The sequence below is a fragment of the Pseudomonas sp. S3E12 genome (genome assembly GCF_001702295.1).
In the GTDB taxonomy this organism is placed as follows: Bacteria; Pseudomonadota; Gammaproteobacteria; order Pseudomonadales; family Pseudomonadaceae; genus Aquipseudomonas; species Aquipseudomonas marginalis.
Window position 1 is genome coordinate 394,490 of sequence record NZ_MBDT01000032.1, and the last position, 17,672, is coordinate 412,161.

Annotated in this window: 8 protein-coding genes and 1 pseudogene; 4 read left to right on the top strand and 5 right to left on the bottom strand. The window is 61.0% G+C overall.

Annotation, left to right across the window (positions count from 1 at the left end):
* Positions 1-19 precede the first annotated feature (19 nt).
* From BB029_RS26140 to BB029_RS32560, 4 genes and pseudogenes are all read left to right on the top strand, one after another.
* On the top strand, positions 20-2,494 hold the full coding sequence (locus tag BB029_RS26140; protein WP_065941382.1) for a hypothetical protein: 2,475 nt from the start codon (positions 20-22) through the stop codon (positions 2,492-2,494).
* Positions 2,494-6,801 (top strand): hypothetical protein, encoded by a 4,308-nt coding sequence (locus tag BB029_RS26145; protein ID WP_065941383.1) that lies wholly within the window; start codon positions 2,494-2,496, stop codon positions 6,799-6,801. Before BB029_RS26140 ends, BB029_RS26145 begins: the two co-directional genes overlap by 1 nt.
* Before the next feature lie 28 nt (positions 6,802-6,829).
* Positions 6,830-9,154 (top strand): hypothetical protein, encoded by a 2,325-nt coding sequence (locus BB029_RS26150; protein WP_065941384.1) that lies wholly within the window; start codon positions 6,830-6,832, stop codon positions 9,152-9,154.
* Between the two features lie 574 nt (positions 9,155-9,728).
* A pseudogene (locus tag BB029_RS32560) lies at positions 9,729-10,049 on the top strand (tyrosine-type recombinase/integrase); the annotation flags it as partial.
* A 97-nt stretch (positions 10,050-10,146) separates the two neighbouring features.
* On the opposite strand, the gene BB029_RS26155 reads toward BB029_RS32560, so the two are convergent.
* The 5 genes from BB029_RS26155 to BB029_RS26175 all read right to left on the bottom strand — a co-directional run bounded on the left by BB029_RS26155 (position 10,147) and on the right by BB029_RS26175 (position 17,414).
* On the bottom strand, positions 10,147-10,926 hold the full coding sequence (locus BB029_RS26155) for an ABC transporter ATP-binding protein (RefSeq protein ID WP_065941385.1): 780 nt from the start codon (positions 10,924-10,926) through the stop codon (positions 10,147-10,149).
* 10 nt (positions 10,927-10,936) lie between these two features.
* The gene (locus BB029_RS26160; protein WP_065941386.1) at positions 10,937-11,698 is read right to left on the bottom strand and encodes an ABC transporter permease; all 762 of its coding nucleotides are present in this window, start codon (positions 11,696-11,698) and stop codon (positions 10,937-10,939) included.
* A 9-nt stretch (positions 11,699-11,707) separates the two neighbouring features.
* Positions 11,708-12,469: an ABC transporter permease gene (locus tag BB029_RS26165; protein ID WP_065927648.1), complete on the bottom strand. Its 762-nt coding sequence runs from the start codon at positions 12,467-12,469 to the stop codon at positions 11,708-11,710.
* A gap of 170 nt (positions 12,470-12,639) precedes the next feature.
* Positions 12,640-15,105 (bottom strand): TonB-dependent siderophore receptor, encoded by a 2,466-nt coding sequence (locus BB029_RS26170; RefSeq protein WP_065941387.1) that lies wholly within the window; start codon positions 15,103-15,105, stop codon positions 12,640-12,642.
* A 68-nt stretch (positions 15,106-15,173) separates the two neighbouring features.
* Positions 15,174-17,414 (bottom strand): TonB-dependent receptor, encoded by a 2,241-nt coding sequence (locus tag BB029_RS26175; RefSeq protein ID WP_065941388.1) that lies wholly within the window; start codon positions 17,412-17,414, stop codon positions 15,174-15,176.
* Between the last annotated feature and the right edge of the window lie 258 nt (positions 17,415-17,672).

The window sequence follows — 17,672 nt, forward strand, 5'->3', positions numbered from 1 at the left end:
TACGTGTTGGAGATAAGCAGTGACTGATAATCGAGAACACCCCATTCAAGGGACGGTCAAATTCATCCAGCACAACCTGCCCGGGCTGGAGGCGGGCGAGTACCAGTTCACGGTCTCCCAGCGCGTCTCGCAGGAGCAGCAGCACTATGCCAATCAGTATCACTTTGCGGTGCAGGCGCCGCGTTTCACCCTCGACAGCAACGATATCCAGACCGTGTTCCCGCCTGACCAGACCCAGGGCGAATACACCAATACGTTGGCGCATGTAGTGTTTACCAAACAGACGTTGCCCTGGATGCGCCGCCCGAGTCTTGCTGAGCCGGTGGTCAGTTTTCCCGACCAGGAGCACGATCACGACGTGCCCACCTGGATGGCTGTGCTGATTTTCGACGAAGATGACGAGCTGGCTTTCAAGCAACAGGGGTTCAGTGCCAGCCCGAGCGCCGGCAAGCTGCGCGACCTGTTCTTCAAGCGTCCGCAGACGCAGATCGCGCAGGGCTATTCGTACTTCTACGCCGCCGCAGACCTGGACAGTTCAAGCGATGCGGCACGGCTGGAGAAGTATCTGGATTACGGCCAGCACGCGGACGACGCCTGCAACTACATTGATGTCCCATTGGGGTTGTTCTGGAGCGTTGCGCCGTCACTGGACGACTTGAAAATGATGGCCCACGTGCGCAATGTCGAGATCATCCGCAAGGCGACACAGAACGGCGTCCCGGCCTCGCGCAACGACCTTTCGAAAGTGCCGGGCACTTCCAACTTCGCCATCGTCACCGGCAACCGCCTGCCGCAAACCGGCAAGCGTTGTATCGCACACCTGGTGTCGTTGGAGGCCATGGAGCCGTTCCTGCCGATCGACCCGGCCACTTCGGACAACGGTGGCGAAGTCAGCCGGCCACGCTCCGTGCAGGCGCCGAACGAACCGGCGTTTGCCATCGATGACAAAGGGTTCATGCGCCTGGTCTCGCTGACGAGTTGGTCCTTCACCTCCACCGGTACGGGCAAGCGGTTCGAGCAGTTGCTGCTCGAACTCAAGCCAAAGAACCCGCTGGCAGGTCAGGCGACGCCGTCGACAGTCGCCGCCAACTTTGCTCTGGGCTTGCCGGTCGCGGCGGTGGAGGAGGGCGACACGGACGAAACCCGGCGGGCCAAGAATGCGCTGCAAATGGGCTATACAGCGCTCAAGCACCACACCCGCGATGCAGGCAATACCGTGTCGTGGTACCGCGGACCGCTGACGCCGTATCAGATCAAGACCGACACCGTGCCGCCGACCTGGACCTCCGCCGATGCCGCGACCCAGTACGACCCCGACACCGGGCTGTTCGATATTTCCTATGCGGCGGCATGGCAAATGGGTCAGTTGCTGGCCTTGCAGAACAAGCATTTCTCGGTGTTGCTCTACAATTGGCGCCGGGACAACCTGCGCGATGTCGTGGCGCAGATGGAAGCTATCGTGTTGCAGCAGTCGCTTGATGAAATCCAGCAGCAATTGCAAAGCGACTCGCTGATCTATCCCTTGCTCAAGCCCTTCCTGCCAACCCCCGACGCACTCCTGGCCACCGGCAACCTGTCTGTTGCTCGCGCCGGGCGCGTCAGGTACCAACGGGAGGTGCTTTCGGACGCGACGCAGTTGCTCGCCATCGGCGACGCTCGGTTCAGCGTGCCGCTGGAGATCTACACCTGGTTGGCCAAGCTCAAGCTGCTCGATGGCGTCCCGTTCAACTATCTGGTGCCGGACGAGCGTATGTTGCCGCCGGAGTCGATACGCTTCTTCTATCTGGACGAGAACTGGATTCAGAGCTTGCTGGACGGTGCGCTGAGTATCGGCCGGGCCGTGACCGGTAATGCCGCCGACCCGACCATCGCCCACGATGTTGCGATCAAGGCCAGGGTCAATTTGCACACCACCCGGCATGCCTCGATCAGCCGCAGCATCGCGCTGGGGTTGAAAGAACAGGCCGAGGAAAAAATCGACATGGACGTGGTGAGCGGTTTCATTCTGCGCTCGGACGTGGTGCAGGGCTGGCCGGGGCTTGAAGTGAACGCTTATACCCCCGACGGCAAGGCGATGGACATTGTGCGCTTCGAGCGTCTGGCCCCCGGCGTGCTGTTGTGCCTGTTTGACCTCGACGGTCAGACGCTGGGCTCGGTGGATATCCATGAGCCCGCCGAAGGCTTGCACTTTGGCGTCGCGGCTACTGAGCCCAAAGCCATCAACCTGCGCTACAACTTCACCAACGCCACCCAAACGAATACGGCGGGCGAGCAGGTGCCTGGCGTGTTCCAGAGCGTACCGTTCCGGGATGCGAGCGAGCGGCGGCTGCTGCGCCTTTACCGGCTGTCAAAGAACCTGCACGACCCCAAGTACGGCGACTACATCCAGGGTATCTACAGCGGCTTCGACCATCTGCCGTCCTCCGAATTTGCCTTGCAAATGGTGAAGGGTGTCGGCCTCGTTTCGTTCGACCTCAGCGCAGGATCTGAATAATGACCTTGATCATCCCCGTCAACGTACAGGCATTGCGGGTCAGCCCGAACGACGCGAGCCTGGTGACCAAAAGCACTGAGCTGTTTTCCGGCGGCACGACCGCCTATGAGGGGCTGCCCTGGCGCGAACCGGGCCGTAACGGCGCCATCGTGCATAGCGGCACCTGGACCAAGGCCAACGTCAGCAGCAACACCTACAATCCCTTGAGCCAGAACGTGATCGAGCAGCTCAAGGCGGGCATCCACCTGCACTGGGCGCTGCCCGACACCATAGCCCAAGGGCGCCAGGCACCGGACGGCACGGTGGACTACCCGCCGGCACCCAACCGCTGGCTGGTGACGCGCATCCTCCAGGGGCAGCAGGGCACGCAAGTGAAACAGTGGGTGGTCGAGAGCGACTACCTGATGACGCCCGAGGAGTACGTCTCGGACTATTACCCCTCCAGCCAGCGCACCAGCATTTCCCTGCCGGTGGGCTGGGATGTACCACCTGGCTACGACATCGCCGGCAATGGCGGCGCCGCTTATTATCCGCCGTCGCGGCGCATGGGCCGGGTGTTCGAGCTGCAAACCTGGCAACCGGAGCCGGACTTGCCCGGTACAGCGCTGACGGATGTGCGCCACCTGCCAGCGTTCGTCCTGTCGGGTAGCAACTTCATGGCGCCTGGGCAAAGCCTGGGTGCGATCAGCGCGTTGGGCAACAGCGGGCCGACGTTCAGTGCCTATTACCCGGACTGCGCCAGTGCATTCGGCTTCCACGACACATTCCAGGATATAGGGCAGGGGTTTGACCTGGGCAATGCGCGTTTCGAGGTGTCGTACCAGGTCAGCGGCTGGCACAGCAGCGCGGCGGACGACCCCTTGCAAAGTACAGCTTTCGAACAGGCGCTCGCGCAGGCTCGTGTCGACAACGGCAAGGCGCCGCTCGACGAGCAACTGACCCCGGAGCAACTGCTCGCCCAGGTGGTGGAAGGGTTTTACCTGTGGCAGTACACGCCCACGCCCGCACAGCTTCCCTCGCGCTGTGTCTACACGGCGCAGGTGGCGAACATCCCTTGGAATACCACCGGTCAGAACCCGGTGTTCCCCAATGCGAAGCCGGGATTTCCCAAGTGCTACCTGGTACCCGTGACCGACCGCGACGAATCAGTGCGCGCCGCCATGGGCAGTTCGAGTTCGTCGGCACTGGCCGCGCTGATCAAGGAGCAATGGCGCAACAGAAAACCCCAGGACCCCAAGGGCCAGCTTGACGGCGCCGGCCAGGAGATCGAAGACAACCTGGAATTTCTCCTGGACGCGCTGCAGATGGGTTTGCTGGAGCGGCTTGGCAGCTCGCTGACGCTGGTTCAGCTTGAGCAGGAAGTACATCAGAACGGCTTCGGCGCCCTGCAAGCCGGGCGCATTTGGATGATTCGGCAGAAGCAGACCGGTAGCGGCTCGCAGTACGCCGCGCCACAGGTGGTGCTGCCTGAGGATCACAATCAGTTGGGCGATAAGCTCAATGCGCTTAACCTGTACCAGCAGCGCCTGGATGCGTTGCTCAACATCATCGTGTCCTGCCGTCAGCAGATCTTCATGGATTGGTACAAGTACATCACCGGTCTCTACGACGATACCGGCTCAGTGCCTTTCGACGTCACGCAACTGAACACTTACCTGGCCGAGCAGATTCTCGATTTGTGGGCCAAGTTCGAAGCTGCCTTCGGCAAGGCCGCTGCTGCGTCCCCGGCCACCCAAAACATTCCGGTGTTTTACTGCGGGCCACAGGATTTTCTCAGTCAGGCCGCCGACGGCAGTTACGTCAGCAAGGCGTCCGCGCAGAGTCTGGTTGGGCAACTGGTGACGCAGGCCAATACGTTGGTGAGCCTGCTTGCCTCCTCCTACAGCCAGTTCGAATTGCAGACCACCAACGCCGCGCGCTTCTGGCAGCCCAACGAGCCGGTACTGGTGGTGACCGGCGACACGCTGCAACCGGCCCGGCGCAACGGTAACGTCAAACGTCTGCCGTGCCGGCTTGGTGCTCAATTGCTGAGCCAGGTCAGCGCCAACACCAGCGGCGCCAGCCTGACGGCCGCCGCCCTGCAAAGCGCGTTGACGCTCGGTGTGCCCAAGGTCAATCCGGCCGGCAGCCCTGAAGCACGCGACCTGCAGCCGATTCTCGACGATCTGAGCCGTCTGCTGGGGGAAAAGTGCCTGCTCGACCCGTTGCTGGTGCCGCAGATCGCCGGGGCGCTCAAAGGGACGCCACAGACGGACGTCGCGGCCGCACAGCAAGCGCTCGTCGCGCAGATCCAGCAAGCCTGGACGGAAAACGCGGCGGCCCCGTGGAAAAACCTACCGATCATCGAAAACCCCAGCGAAACCAGCAACGGCCTCACGCTCACCTGGAGTGGGCAAGCGCCGCAGGGGCTGGCCCTGAACCATGCGCTCGATTGGCAGGACCCGTTCCTGCCGCTGTTCCTGGTCTGGGAAGCCACCTACGTGCCTTTCGAGCACAGCACCAGCGGATCGCAGGACTATGAGGCCAGCTATATCACCGAGCAGTTCCAGCTGGATGAACGAGAGATCGAACTGGTCTTCGGCAAGACCCCGCCGCAACCGGCCAAGGGGCGGGTGAAGCTGACCGACAGCATCCTGTTGTCGTCCAAGGTGGCCGAGCCGCTGATCGAACAGTTGCGCCGCTACCTGCAACACAACGACAACCCCGACCTGCAAGCGATCGTGCAGTACCTGGTGGACAAACCGCTGCTGGCGCAAGGGTTGGGCGGGGTCAACGCCGGGTTCATCACCCGAGCGGCGGGCTTGCAGCTCAATCCGTTCAACCCGTTCTACGACGAGGAGTCGACGCCGACGGCGCTGGTCGACAGCTTTGACAACACGCAGTACGTCAACAGCCTGACCCATTTCGTGGCTTGGGCGGCGGGCGAGCAGACCGGACAGGTGCCGATCAGCCAGGAGAGTCTGTACAACCTGATGCGGGCCGGTTATTTCACCTTATCGAAACTGCAACTTGTCGATGTGTTCGGGCGCAAACGCCTGCTGGTCGACACCGAGCAGTTCGAGGACAGCAAGAAGGTCTCGGTGTCCTGGCAGATGCAGGCGCCCGACGGTGTCACAGGTAAAGGCTACTTGGCGCCTCGCATTGCCCAGCCCAGTCGTTTGCTGTTCCGCTGGCTGAGTGCCGGGAACGACGAAGTACAGATGAACCCGGTGCCCTCGACCTCCCCACTGTGTGGTTGGATTGTGCCGAACTACCTGGAAAACGCGCTGATGCTGTTCACCGGCACCGGCGAGGTATTGGGTTCGCTTGGGGTATTTGGTGCGCAGCAGGCCGTTGCCTGGCATTCGGCGCCTGGCAATGCCGCCCGTTCGATGCAGGAAGACCTCGCCGACGCCAACCCGCACCTTGTGAAGTTGGCCACATTCATCCTGGGTAAACCCAGGGCATTTTTTGCCACCTTGCTAGGTACCATCGAAAATGCCCACACCTACATCCTGCCGGACGACAAACAGGCCGCTCAGGCCCAAGCAGTGCTGATGGGCCAGCCGCTGGCCCTGGTGCGCGCCGGCTTGCGTTGCGAGGTGCAGGGGCTGCCGGCGTTCGTGACCAGCAGCGACGAACTGGCGCGCTTGTTACCCGGCCAGAACGACAAGACTTATGACTGGACGCAACGCGACAGTGCCGACATACGCGGCATCGATATTCCGGTGCGCCTGGGTGATCGCGACCACCTCGAGGATGGATTGGTGGCGTACCTGCTCGACAGCGACACACCGTACACCACCCTCTATGCACCAGCGGCCCCCAGCCCGGGAGTCGCGGGGATCGAGCGGCCGACCGCGCAGACCATCACCCTGAATCTACACGCCAATATTGATCCGCCGACACACCCTTACGCCGATGCCAAGGCGCAGATTGACGATCTGCGAGATGTACGCATCCCGGCGCAGAAAACCCTGAGCCTGCTGGTCGACCCTCGGGCGATGGTGCATGCCACAACGGGCCTGTTGCCGGTGAAGGCCATCGGTATCCCACCGGACATCACGGCGGCGGCGCTGCGCAACATCGAAATGACCTTCTTTACCCATCCGATCCTGCGCAGCCAGCAGCGATTGAGCCTGCCGATACCGCCGGAATCGGGATTCGTCTGGGAATGGACCACTAGCGTGTTGCAGGACGGCCAGCAGGTTCCGCAGGACGAACCGTTACCGGCCAGCCAGGTGGGCGATCGGGCCGCGTTTTCCTATACACCGCAAACGGCCGAGGACGGCTGGCTCAAGCTGACGCCTGCGCCGCAAACCAAGTAGATACCGGGTAAACCAAAGGAGCCACGACATGGCTGTCAGCGCGACATTTTTGAACGACTCGACTCAAAAGCCCGAAATCTACATCGGGCGCTCGGACCTCGGCAGCTACACGCTAACCCTGCGCAGCCCCTCGGCGCTCACGGCCGTAGATATTCGCCTGCAATTCCCCGGCACCTTGTTCAATGCCGCGGATGTGGCGCAGATCAAGGTGCTCACTACCGGCTGGGCAGCGACAGTGCAGGGCAACATGCTGGTGCTCAAGGGGAGCCAGCTAATCGATGCGGGCGGCACTCTCATCATCAAGCTTGGCAGCGTTGTTTCAAGCCTCACCAGCCAGACCAACGCCGATCTCGGTGTGCGCGTTAACGGGCAGAACATCTCGCCGCCGTACAAGATCTTCCTGTTGCGTTACCCCGAGTTTGCCGGCGATCTGCGCCAGAACATGGCGGTGCAACTGTTGCCTGACAGCAGCGTTTATGTCACTCCGCTGGACAACGTCACCATCGAAAACCTGTTGGTGCTGCAGTTGACCAACCTCAAGCCCAGCGAGGACCTGGTCACCAAACCCTGGGTGGACACGCCGACTGTGCTGTTGTCCTTCGTCTATGGTGACAGCATCGGGGCGTTGACCCCGTCGGACCCCAAAGACCCGTTCTCGGCCTGGAACATCAAGACGTCGGTCGAGGCCACGTACCATGACGGCCATCAGACTTACGAATGGGATGCGACCAACCCCGACTCGGGTGCCGGTGCCAACGACCCGGTCTGGACGCTCAAGCCGGTCAACACTAACCGGGCCGTGCTGGGGCCCGCCAGCGGCGCGACGGCCGCTTTTGTCGTAGAGAAGATCACCACCCAGGCGCCCCGCGGGGCCACGGTGGCCTACCTGCAATACAGCGACTTCCCGGGTTATGACGATGGCTACTTCACCCTGGTGCTGCAAAAGCGCGAGCCGACGCCGAACATCATCTTTTTCAATGCCGTCCCTTCCAATCTGGCCAAGCTGGGGGACGAGGTCACTTTGCGTTGGCAGTGCTTCGACGTGCAGCAGGTCAAGCTGCAGTTCGGCGACACGACCCTCGACAGCGCAAAGGGGCAGATCGGCACTGGGGTGAGCGGCATTGACCAGTACAAGATCAAGCTCGACACCACCACCCAGTTCACGCTCAATGCCTACAAGACCCTCAATGCAGCCACCCCGGATTTCACCACGCAGTTCACTGTGAATGTGCCGCCGGTGGCGCTGGATGCCTTTGTCGCCACTGCCTACAGCGGCACGCTGCCGGCCAGGGTGAGCCTGACCTGGCAGACCCGCGCCGCCTTGTCGGCGGTTATCAGCGCACCGGGGCAAAGCGATTACGTGATTCCCCGGGGCGACCTTGTTTCGGGCAGTTATCCAGTGTTTCCGCAGAAGCCGATCACCTACACCCTGACTGTGCAAGGGCAGGGTGGACCGTTGAGCAAGTCCTTAGACCTGTTCTTCCTGAACCGGGGTTGGAACACCTTTAATAGCGGTACTGACTTCAAAGCGCTCAGTGGGGCCGTCCTGCTGGGTAACGCCAATACCTTGTGGCTGTTTTCGCCAGACACGGCCAAAGCGATCTTCAACACGCGTGACGGGCAGACCTGGACCCAGGTCGCGGGTTTCGACGACAGTTTTCCGGCGCGTTCGAATGCCGGCGGCGTGTACTGGAAAGGCAAGTTTTGGCTGATGGGTGGGGACACCGGAGCGCAGCGTCTGAATGACGTCTGGAGCAGCAATGACGGCATGCAATGGACCCAGGTGACCGCGAATGCGGCCTGGTCCGGGCGCAGTGATTTCGGCTGCGTGGTGTTCAAGGATAAACTGTGGGTGCTGGGGGGCTCTGGCCAGAGCTATCAGCCTCTCAATGATCTGTGGTGCTCAAGCGACGGCAGCAACTGGCAAAAGGTCGGTACGGCCGGCTGGACGCCGCGTTCTCGGTTTGGGATCGCTGCATCGGACACCACCCTGTATGTTGTTGGCGGACAGACCGATATCAACACGGTCAGCAATGATGTGTGGACCAGCAGCCAGGGGAGCACGTGGGAAGAGCAGCCGCCGCTGCCGGCGTCGGCTCGCTCGTCTCCGACGGTGTTCACCCGCGACGGTGGCGTGTTTGTCCTGGGCGGTGTCGCGCCGGATGGCTCGGCGCTGGGGGATCTCAATTGTTATTCGGACAATGGCTGGAGTGTGCTGCCGGGCTTGGCCTGGAGTATATCGCGCCCGGGCTCCACATCATTTCGCGGTGGCGTGTGGATTGCAGGTGGGACCACCGGGACCCATACCCCGAGTGCCGGGCCAAACAAGACGGTGTATGCGTTGATGCTCTAGGCTGGCTGTGTCGCCAGCCAACTGACCGAGTTGACAACCGCTGCCTGAGGCGCGGCGGGCAGAGGATGGGTTTTCGGGGTGAGCTGGCCCAGCGGTGAGGAGGTAGAGTGCACCGCCCGGATATCCTGTAGTGGTCCAGCCCCCCCCCTCGTTCACCTGACCAGTGGAAGTGAATGGCGCTACAGGGTTTGTGGAAAGGCAGAAATGATCAGTCGAATAGCCTGCCCAACAACGCCTAAAGACTCTCAGGATCGCCAAAAAACATTTTGACTAGGCTCTAGCGCAGTATTTTCAGGTCGGAAAACCTAAAATATGCCCCCAGTTTTGCCCCCAGTAGCGCGGGATATGCGGGTGATCGAGATTGGCGATCTCTGAGGCGGAGCAGGGTGGTCGTCGATGGCTTTCAGTGTAACTCCTCATCGGATCTGACGGGAGGGGGCAGGGCTCATCAAGGACCAGCTAATCCGCTCTCGGTCGAGAACAGCAACTCCGATCGGCTGTGTTCGACCTAATATTTGCATCCGCGTAATTTGTTTGCTGGGCTTGGAGGTGTCTACGAAACCAAGAGCGATTCATGGTGAAACAACTCCAGCTAGCGATGCGGAAGCCAGGTAAGCAGACCCAAAATGTACCGCCTTATATCGTGCCGCTGTCGGTTCAGGCGCTGGAGATCGTGCGTCACTTGCTGGACCAGGTTGTTCCCGCACAGCGCTACTTATTTGCGCATCGAAGCGATCTAAGCAAACGCATCAGCGAGAACACGCTGAATGGCGCGTTGCGTCGAATGGGGTATGCCGATCAACTCACTGGTCATGGGATGAGGGCGACGATCTCGACGGCGCTGAACGAGATCGGATACCCAAAGGTGTGGGTGGATGCTCAGCTTTATTCCGCCGCGAATCGACCGGTAACCCTCACGGGCAAAGCGTCGCGCCAATGCAGCGCCAAGTTAGACGTACGGGATCGGAAGGTGCAGCCTGTGAGCGGCAGGTTCAATGCCCTACCAATTCTTCCAGCAACTGCTCCTTGTACCCCTGTAGCACTGATGATGTCCGGTCCCTCGGATGGGGCAGGTCTATCCGGATTTCATGCTTGATCCGGCCCGGATGTGCGTCCATCACGATCACTCGATCTCCCAGGTATAACGCCTCTTCAATATCGTGAGTGACCATAATCACCGTGCAACGCTGCTGTACCCAGATGCGTTGCAGCTCGCGTTGCAGGTGCACGCGGGTCAAGGCATCGAGGGCGCCCAGCGGTTCATCCAGTAGCAACACTTTGGGTCTGTTGATGAGCGCCCGGGCGATCGCGGCGCGCTGCGCCATACCGCCTGAGAGCTGATGGGGGTAGGCGCTTTCAAATCCTTCGAGGTTCACCAGCGTGATGTGTTCAGCTACCTGACGGTCTTTCTCCGCCTGGGGCAGCTTGTGGTTTTTCAGGGCCAGGGCGATGTTCTGGCTGACAGTCATCCACGGGAACAGGCGGTGGTCCTGGAACACGATGCCGCGTTCCAGGCTGGTGGCGACGATACGTTTGCCGTCCAGCAAAATATCGCCTTCGTATTCGGCTTCCAGGCCGACAATCAGTCGCAGCAGAGTGGATTTTCCGCAGCCGCTGGCGCCGACAATGCTGACAAACTCGCCAGGGCGCACGTCGAGCTGGATATCGTGCAACACCGGCAGTGAACGGCCCTCGATCTGGTATGTCTTGTTCAGGCCGCGAATCTGCAGCGCACCGGTTTGCACGTAAAGTGGGGAAGCGATTGCGTTCATATCATGCCTTTCAACGGAGGTTGCGCCAGCGCAACAGGTGGCGGCTCAGTAGGGTGAATAACAGGGTCATCAGGTAGCCGAGCAAGCCGATGCACAGCACGCTGAGCACGATCACTTCCATGCGCGAGCCGGCCTCTGCGTTCATCATCAGATTGCCCAGGCCTGCCCCGGAGGACAGGAACAATTCACTGCCTATCGCGGTGACCCAGGCGAATGCCAGCGCGTGCAGCACGCCGGTGGCGATACTCGGCAACGCCGCCGGCAGCAGCACCTGGGTGAATTGCTGAACAGGGGTGAGCACCAGCACCTGGCCAACTTCCCGGTAACGGCGCTCCACATGGCTGAAACCCTGGTAGGTGTTCAGTACCATCGGGTAGAACGCGGCAAGGGTGACGATCAGCACTTTGGAAAACTCGCCGTTGCCGAACCACATCGCAATCAGCGGGATCCAGCCAAGCATCGGTACCTGACGAATCGAGTGGAACAGCGGGCCGATCAAACGGTTGGCTACGCTGGACAGTGCCATCAGCACCCCCAGCATCACGCCGAACACAATGCCCAGTAGCAAGCCACTGCTGGTACGCGCCAGGCTTGCCAGCAGGTTGACCAGTAGTTCGCCGTTGCCGAGCATTTCCAGCAACGCCGAGCCGATTGCCGATAACGGCACGAAGGCATAGGCCCCGGCAGCGTCCTGGCGTGAGGCGTATTCCCAGGCGAGCACCAGCAGCAGTGGCAGCAGCAGTCCTCGGGATTTTTTCAGTAAGGGCAGCATGTGAGGCTCCTAGCGGGTCTGCCAGCGAAACAGGCGCTGTTCGATACGGCGAAAGGCATAGTCGAGGGCAAACCCAATCACCCCGGTCACCACTACACCGACCATCACCACATCGATGCGCAGCATCTGCCGGGCCATCTCGATCATCTGCCCCAGCCCACTGTCGGCCGCCAGCAACTCAGTGGCCACCAGCACCACCCATGCACGGGTCAAGCTGATGCGAAAGCCGGTGATGATCGGCGGCGCGGCGGCGGGCAGAGCCACCAGGCGCACAAAGGTCGGCCAGCGCAAGCGGTACACGTCGGCCACTTCGAAGTAACTGCGCGGAATGCCGCGTACCCCTTCTCCTGCGGCGAGTGCCACCGGGAAGAACGCGGTTTTGGCGACGATAATGATCTTGAAGGTTTCATCAATGCCGAACAGCAGCACGAACATCGGTATTAACGCGATGCTGGGGATCTGGCGCAGGGTGTGGAAGAGCGGCCCGCAGTACACCTCGACGTTCTTGGACAAGGCCATCAGCACGCCAAAGGCCAAGCCACACAGTGAACCAATGCCAAAGCCCAGGCCGAGCCGCGACAAGCTATTACCCAGGTGTTCGAGCAATTCGCCGCTGGCCAGCAGTTCTTCGAAGGTGTGCAGCACCTGGGCCGGTGGTACTAGCAGGTTGCGCGGGAAAATCCCGAGATGGGCCACCCACGTCCAGACGGCGAGCAAAGCCAGGGGGGAGATCAGCCAGGTGAGAGCGGTGAACAATCGATGGGTGCGCATGGCAAGTCTTTTTCAGCGAAGTACAACGTGTCCATCGCAAAACATGTGCCACAACCCAACCCATCTGTAGGAGCCCGGCTTGCCGGCGATTAGGCCCGTAAGATCAGCTCATGGCAAACGGGCAATTGGTGATGGGGTGCTGCTGGGGCAGCACCCATTCAGCAGCCGCCTCAGAAGTCGTAGCTCACGCTGGTGTAATAAAAAGCCCCCTGTGCGCCTTCCGGGCTGGTGATGGAGTATTTCGGTACCCCATACAGCTGCGCACCATCGGATTTGTCAGGGTGGGTATCGAACAGATTGATCGCACCCACCGAGACTTTTACGCCCTTGTGGAAGGTGTACGACAGGTCGAGATCGGTCACCCATTGCGGGCTGTAGGTTTGATCGAGGCTGGGATTGGTGGCATTGAGGCTTTTCCATTCGCCATAGCGGCGCTGGGCCACGGTCAGGCCCCAGTTTTCATACAGCCAGTTGGCGCTCAGGGTCAGCTTGGTGTCCGGCGTGCCTTCCTCGATCAGGCCCTGTGTGTTGCGCCCGACAATCTGCGAACCCTTGATATTGCCCACATCGCGCAAGCCAGTGATGGTGGTGTCGGTCTTGGCAAAGCCGCCGCTCAGGTTCAGTCGACCCCACTGCTGCAGGTCCCACTGGTAATTGCCGGTCAACTCGATACCGTCGGTGCGGGTGTCGGCGACGTTGGTGTAGAACGCCGCGCTCTGGATATTGGCGTAGGGTGTACCGGCGAAGATCGGCGTGACCACGCTGGCGGGCAACTGGTCGGAAAGGGTGATGCGGTTGTCGATGTTGATGCGGTACGCGTCCACCGTGACCGAGGCATTTTCCAGTGGGCGCCAGACCAGGCCCAGGGAATAGTTGGTCGACTCCTCCGGCTTGAGCGCCTTGCCGCCAAGCGCCTGGGCTTCCGGGCTGTTGCCGCGCAACGTACGTTGTTGCACCTCGACGAAGTTGCCGCTGCCCGGTGGTTGCTCTACCACCTGCACACTGAACGAGGACATGCCGCTCTGTACCAGCGAAGGCGCGCGATAGCCGGTACTCGCAGTGGCCCGTGCGGCGATCTGTGGAGTGAAGTCGTAGCGCAGGGACAGTTTGCCGTTGGTGGTGTCGCCAAAGTCCGAATAGTGCTCAGTACGCACCGCCACGCCGGCCTGGAATTTCTCGGTGACCTGGCCCTCGACGTCAATGTAGGCGCCCAGTACCTTGCGATCCAGCGAGGCAGCATCTACCTGGGTGATGCCTGAGTAATAACCTGGAATTCGGCGCCCGGTGATCGGGTCGGCCGTGTTGAACAGCGGGCCGTTCTGCCAGCCCGCCGCTTCACCCGCGCTCAGTTGATAGTTTTCCTTGCGCCAGGCCAGCCCGGCGGAGAGTGTCAGCGGCTTGAACAACAGATCGGTAGGGAAGTCGCGCACCCAGTCCAGGGTCAGGTTGGTCTGGTCGTTTTCGCGCTCTCCGGTGTAGATCTTCGATGGGCTATTGGTGCCGTAGCTGGGGTTGATCGCATTGCGGTCGGTGGATTTGAGGGTGTTGTTGCCATGATTGAGCGCCAGGTCGAATTTGCCCAGGCGCTCGTTCTCCCAACGCAGCCCGCCGGTCACCGCATAATCCTCCAGGCCGTAGCGGGTGATCGGCAAGCGGCCGTCCGGGTAGCGCGCCAACGCATTACTGCCGTAGTTGTTACGCAAGGTGGTAGGCGGGTCGAAGAAACCTTCGGCGTCGGTGTTCTTGTGGGAGTAGGTGGCGAAGCCGTAGGCGGTCAGGCTCTCGCCGATGCCGACCTCGCTGTTGGCCACGAAGTTGTACTGGTCCGAGACATTGCCTGCACCCCAACGCCAGGTGCGGTAGCGGTTATTCTGCTCGCGGGGCGTGTTAACACTGGTATCTCCGGGGTAAAAGATCCGGTTGTCGGGGTTCGTGTCGTTGGCCGGGTCCTGGCTGCCGGCGTCGAAGCTCAAGGTCAGGAAGCCGTCGTTGGGCAGCGTGAAACCCTTCCAGCCGTTGAGCTTACGCTGCAGGCCATCGCCTTTGTCATAGCCGCCAAAGCGATAGCCCAGGTTGCCGCCGTCGTCGTTTTCCTTGAGCACAATGTTGATTACCCCCGCGATGGCGTCGGAGCCATATTGGGCTGCGGCGCCGTCGCGCAGGATCTCTACGCGCTGGATCGCACTCAACGGAATCAGGCTCAAGTCCACCGCTGCCGCGCCACGCCCATTCACCAGGCTCTGACGGGTGATATTCGCGCTGCTGTGACGGCGCTTGCCGTTGACCAGCACCAGCACTTGGTCCGACGCCAAGCCACGCAGCGAAGCGCCCTGGGCGATGGAGCCGCCGAAGGCTCCTTGAGGTGATTGTGGGAAGTTGAACGACGGCGACAAGGCGGTGAGGGCGCCGGAGAGGTCGGTGGCGCCGGTCTGCTGCAATTGCTCGCCGGACAGTACGTCGACGGGGGCTGCGCTTTGCAGGGCGGTCAGGTCGCTGCGGCGGGTGCCGAGTACCACTACGGTGTCCAGGTGATCGTTTTTTGCAGTGGGCTGCGTATCGTCTGCCGCAAAGACAGGCACGGCAAGGCTGCCCATGACCAGCGCAATGGCGCCGGCCAACGGAGTGCGTTGGAACATAAAAAGGTCCTTTCAGAATGTAGGAGCCCGGCTTGCCGGCTCCTACAGGGAGTGGAGGTGTGGTTGGGTTAGAAGCGGCTGGTCACGCTCAGCCCTACGGTGCGAGGGTCGCCGTAGGTGATCACGTACTGGCCCAAGCCGCCGTTCGGCCGGCCATGGACTTGGTAGCGGCGGTCGGTGAGGTTGTTGACGAAGCCGGTGACGCTGAGTTTTTCGTCGGTGCTGTACCAGGTCAGCCGACTGTTGGCCAAGGTGTAGTGAGGCTGGCTCAGGTCCTTGTCGGCGCTGCTCTGGCGGTCGGCGAGGAAGTATTCCTTGTCGCGGAAACTCACATCCGCCCCCGCCACCAGCTTGCCGCCGATTTCCAGTGGGATGGTGTAGTCGCCGCCCAAGGACACCACATTACGCGGCGAGCGCACGAAGCTGTTGCCGCTGTAGTCGCCGGTGACGGCGCCGGTGGTGGGGTTGGTGTTTTTGAAATCGGTGTATTCGCTGTCCAGGAACGAGATCGCTGCGCGCAGGTGCAGGTAGTCGGTGGGTTGGCCTTCCAGCTCAAGCTCGGCACCTTTGACCTTACCCTTGGCGCCGTTGGTCAAGGCGGTTGTCAGTACTCCGTTGTTAACCGTCAGCAGGTTCACCTGAATGTCCGAATAGTCGTAGTAGAAGATATTCGCGTTGGCGGTCAGGCGATGGTTGAACCACTCGGACTTCACGCCGAACTCATAGGCGTCGAGTTGTTCCGGGTCTACCGTGGTCAGTTGCGACAGGCTGGTGGACAACCCGGTGTTGAAACCGCCGGAACGGAAGCCATGGGCGTAGCGGAAAAACACGCGCACGTTGTCGTTGATGCGGTATTCCGGGGTCAGGTCGTAGGTCCAGGCTTCCCATGTTTTATCCTCCTGGCGATTGCCGTTGCTGCCGGCGGCGGCGAGCGGGATCAATGGGCCGTTGGCGGTGGCGCGGGTCAACTGGGTCAGGCTGAGGTCGATGTCTTTCTTTTCCTGGGTCCAGCGCAGGCCACCGGTAACGCTGAAGTTGTCGGTGAAGTCGTAGGTCAGGTTGCCGAATAGCGCGTAGCTGTCAGTATTATGGTCGTAGCTCAGGTCACGAAAATCCGTGGCGCCCCCAATCTGGTTCGAACCTGTGCCATTGGGGGTCGGGCCGGGCTGGATAAAACGCCCGGCGGTGCTATCCAGATCTTCATGGAAATAGTGCGCACCCGCCAGCCAGCGCAGGGTTTCCTGCTGGGGCGAGGCCAGGCGGATTTCCTGGGAATACTGAGCGTATTTGTTGTCTGCGGTGGAGGTCCCGTTGACCTCGTACGGCGTGTAGTCGCCGTCACTGCTGGACTGGCCGCGAATATAGTCATAGGCGCTGATGGACGTGAGGGTGTAGTCGCCCAGGTGCCAGTTAAGGGTCAGCGAAGTACCGTCGTGATTGAGCTTGGAATCGTCTTTCACATTGAGCGCGATATCGCGCCCGGCCGGCCGCTGGTAGCCCACGTTGTAATAGCGGCCCAGGGTCAGCGCACCGTTGGCGCCATCGCCCTTGAACTCGCGGCTGTGGATCTTCCACAGCGCGTCCAGGTCGTCGTTGAGCTGGGCGAAGAACTGCAGGCGCACGGCCTTTTTGTTCACGTCACCGTAGGTGTGATCGTCCACTAGGTTCTTCTGGAAACCGTCGCGCTCTTCGGAGTACAGCGAGATCCGCGCGGCGAGTTTCTCATCCACCAGGGCCCCGCCGAGGGCGCCGCTGAGGATGCGTTCGTTCTTGCTGCCAAAGCCGATGGTGCCGAAACCGTCGGTGTCGAACGTCGGTTTCTTCGAGATGATATTTACCGCGCCGGCCGTGGTGTTCTTGCCGTAGAGCGTGCCCTGTGGCCCGCGCAGGATCTCGATGCGCTCCAGGTCCCACAGCGGGCCGCCACCGGCAATCGGTGCATTCAGGTACACGTCATCGGCATAAATGCCTACGGGGTAAACCGTGGCCGCACCAGTGTCGCCAGTGCCCAGCCCGCGGATGTACCAGCGCGGGCGACCGTCGCCGTCGGGATTCTTGGCCGAGGCGTTGGGAATGAAGGTGGTGATGTCGCCCATGTTACGTACGCCATCGGCGACGATGCTGGTGCCCTGGACCGCCGATACCGCCACCGGAACCTCTTGAAGGGTTTGCTCGCGGTGTTGCGCGGTGACGGTCACGGTCTTGAGTGACGGCTCGGTCTTGCTGGCGTCGTCTTCAGCGGCGTGCGTGCTGCCGGCGACGAGCAAAGCGAGCCAAAGGCCCTTGGTGATCGGATTGATTTTATGCATTGCAGTCTCCCCCGGAAAATATGTCCTTAAGGGGGGTAGAGCAGAGATCGTGCCAAGAGGATTTCAGTGTTGATACATGATCATAAGCTACTGATTTTAATTATAAAAAAAATATATAAAGCTGAGTTTTATAACGCTTTCAAGAGGCGTGAAAACGACCTGCGGAGGATTCAGCAGAAAGTGCGCGCAGTGTGTTGCTGGAGCAGCAGGGAAAGTGTTGCCAGGCCAGCACCGCTGGCACTGATCACACATTAATTG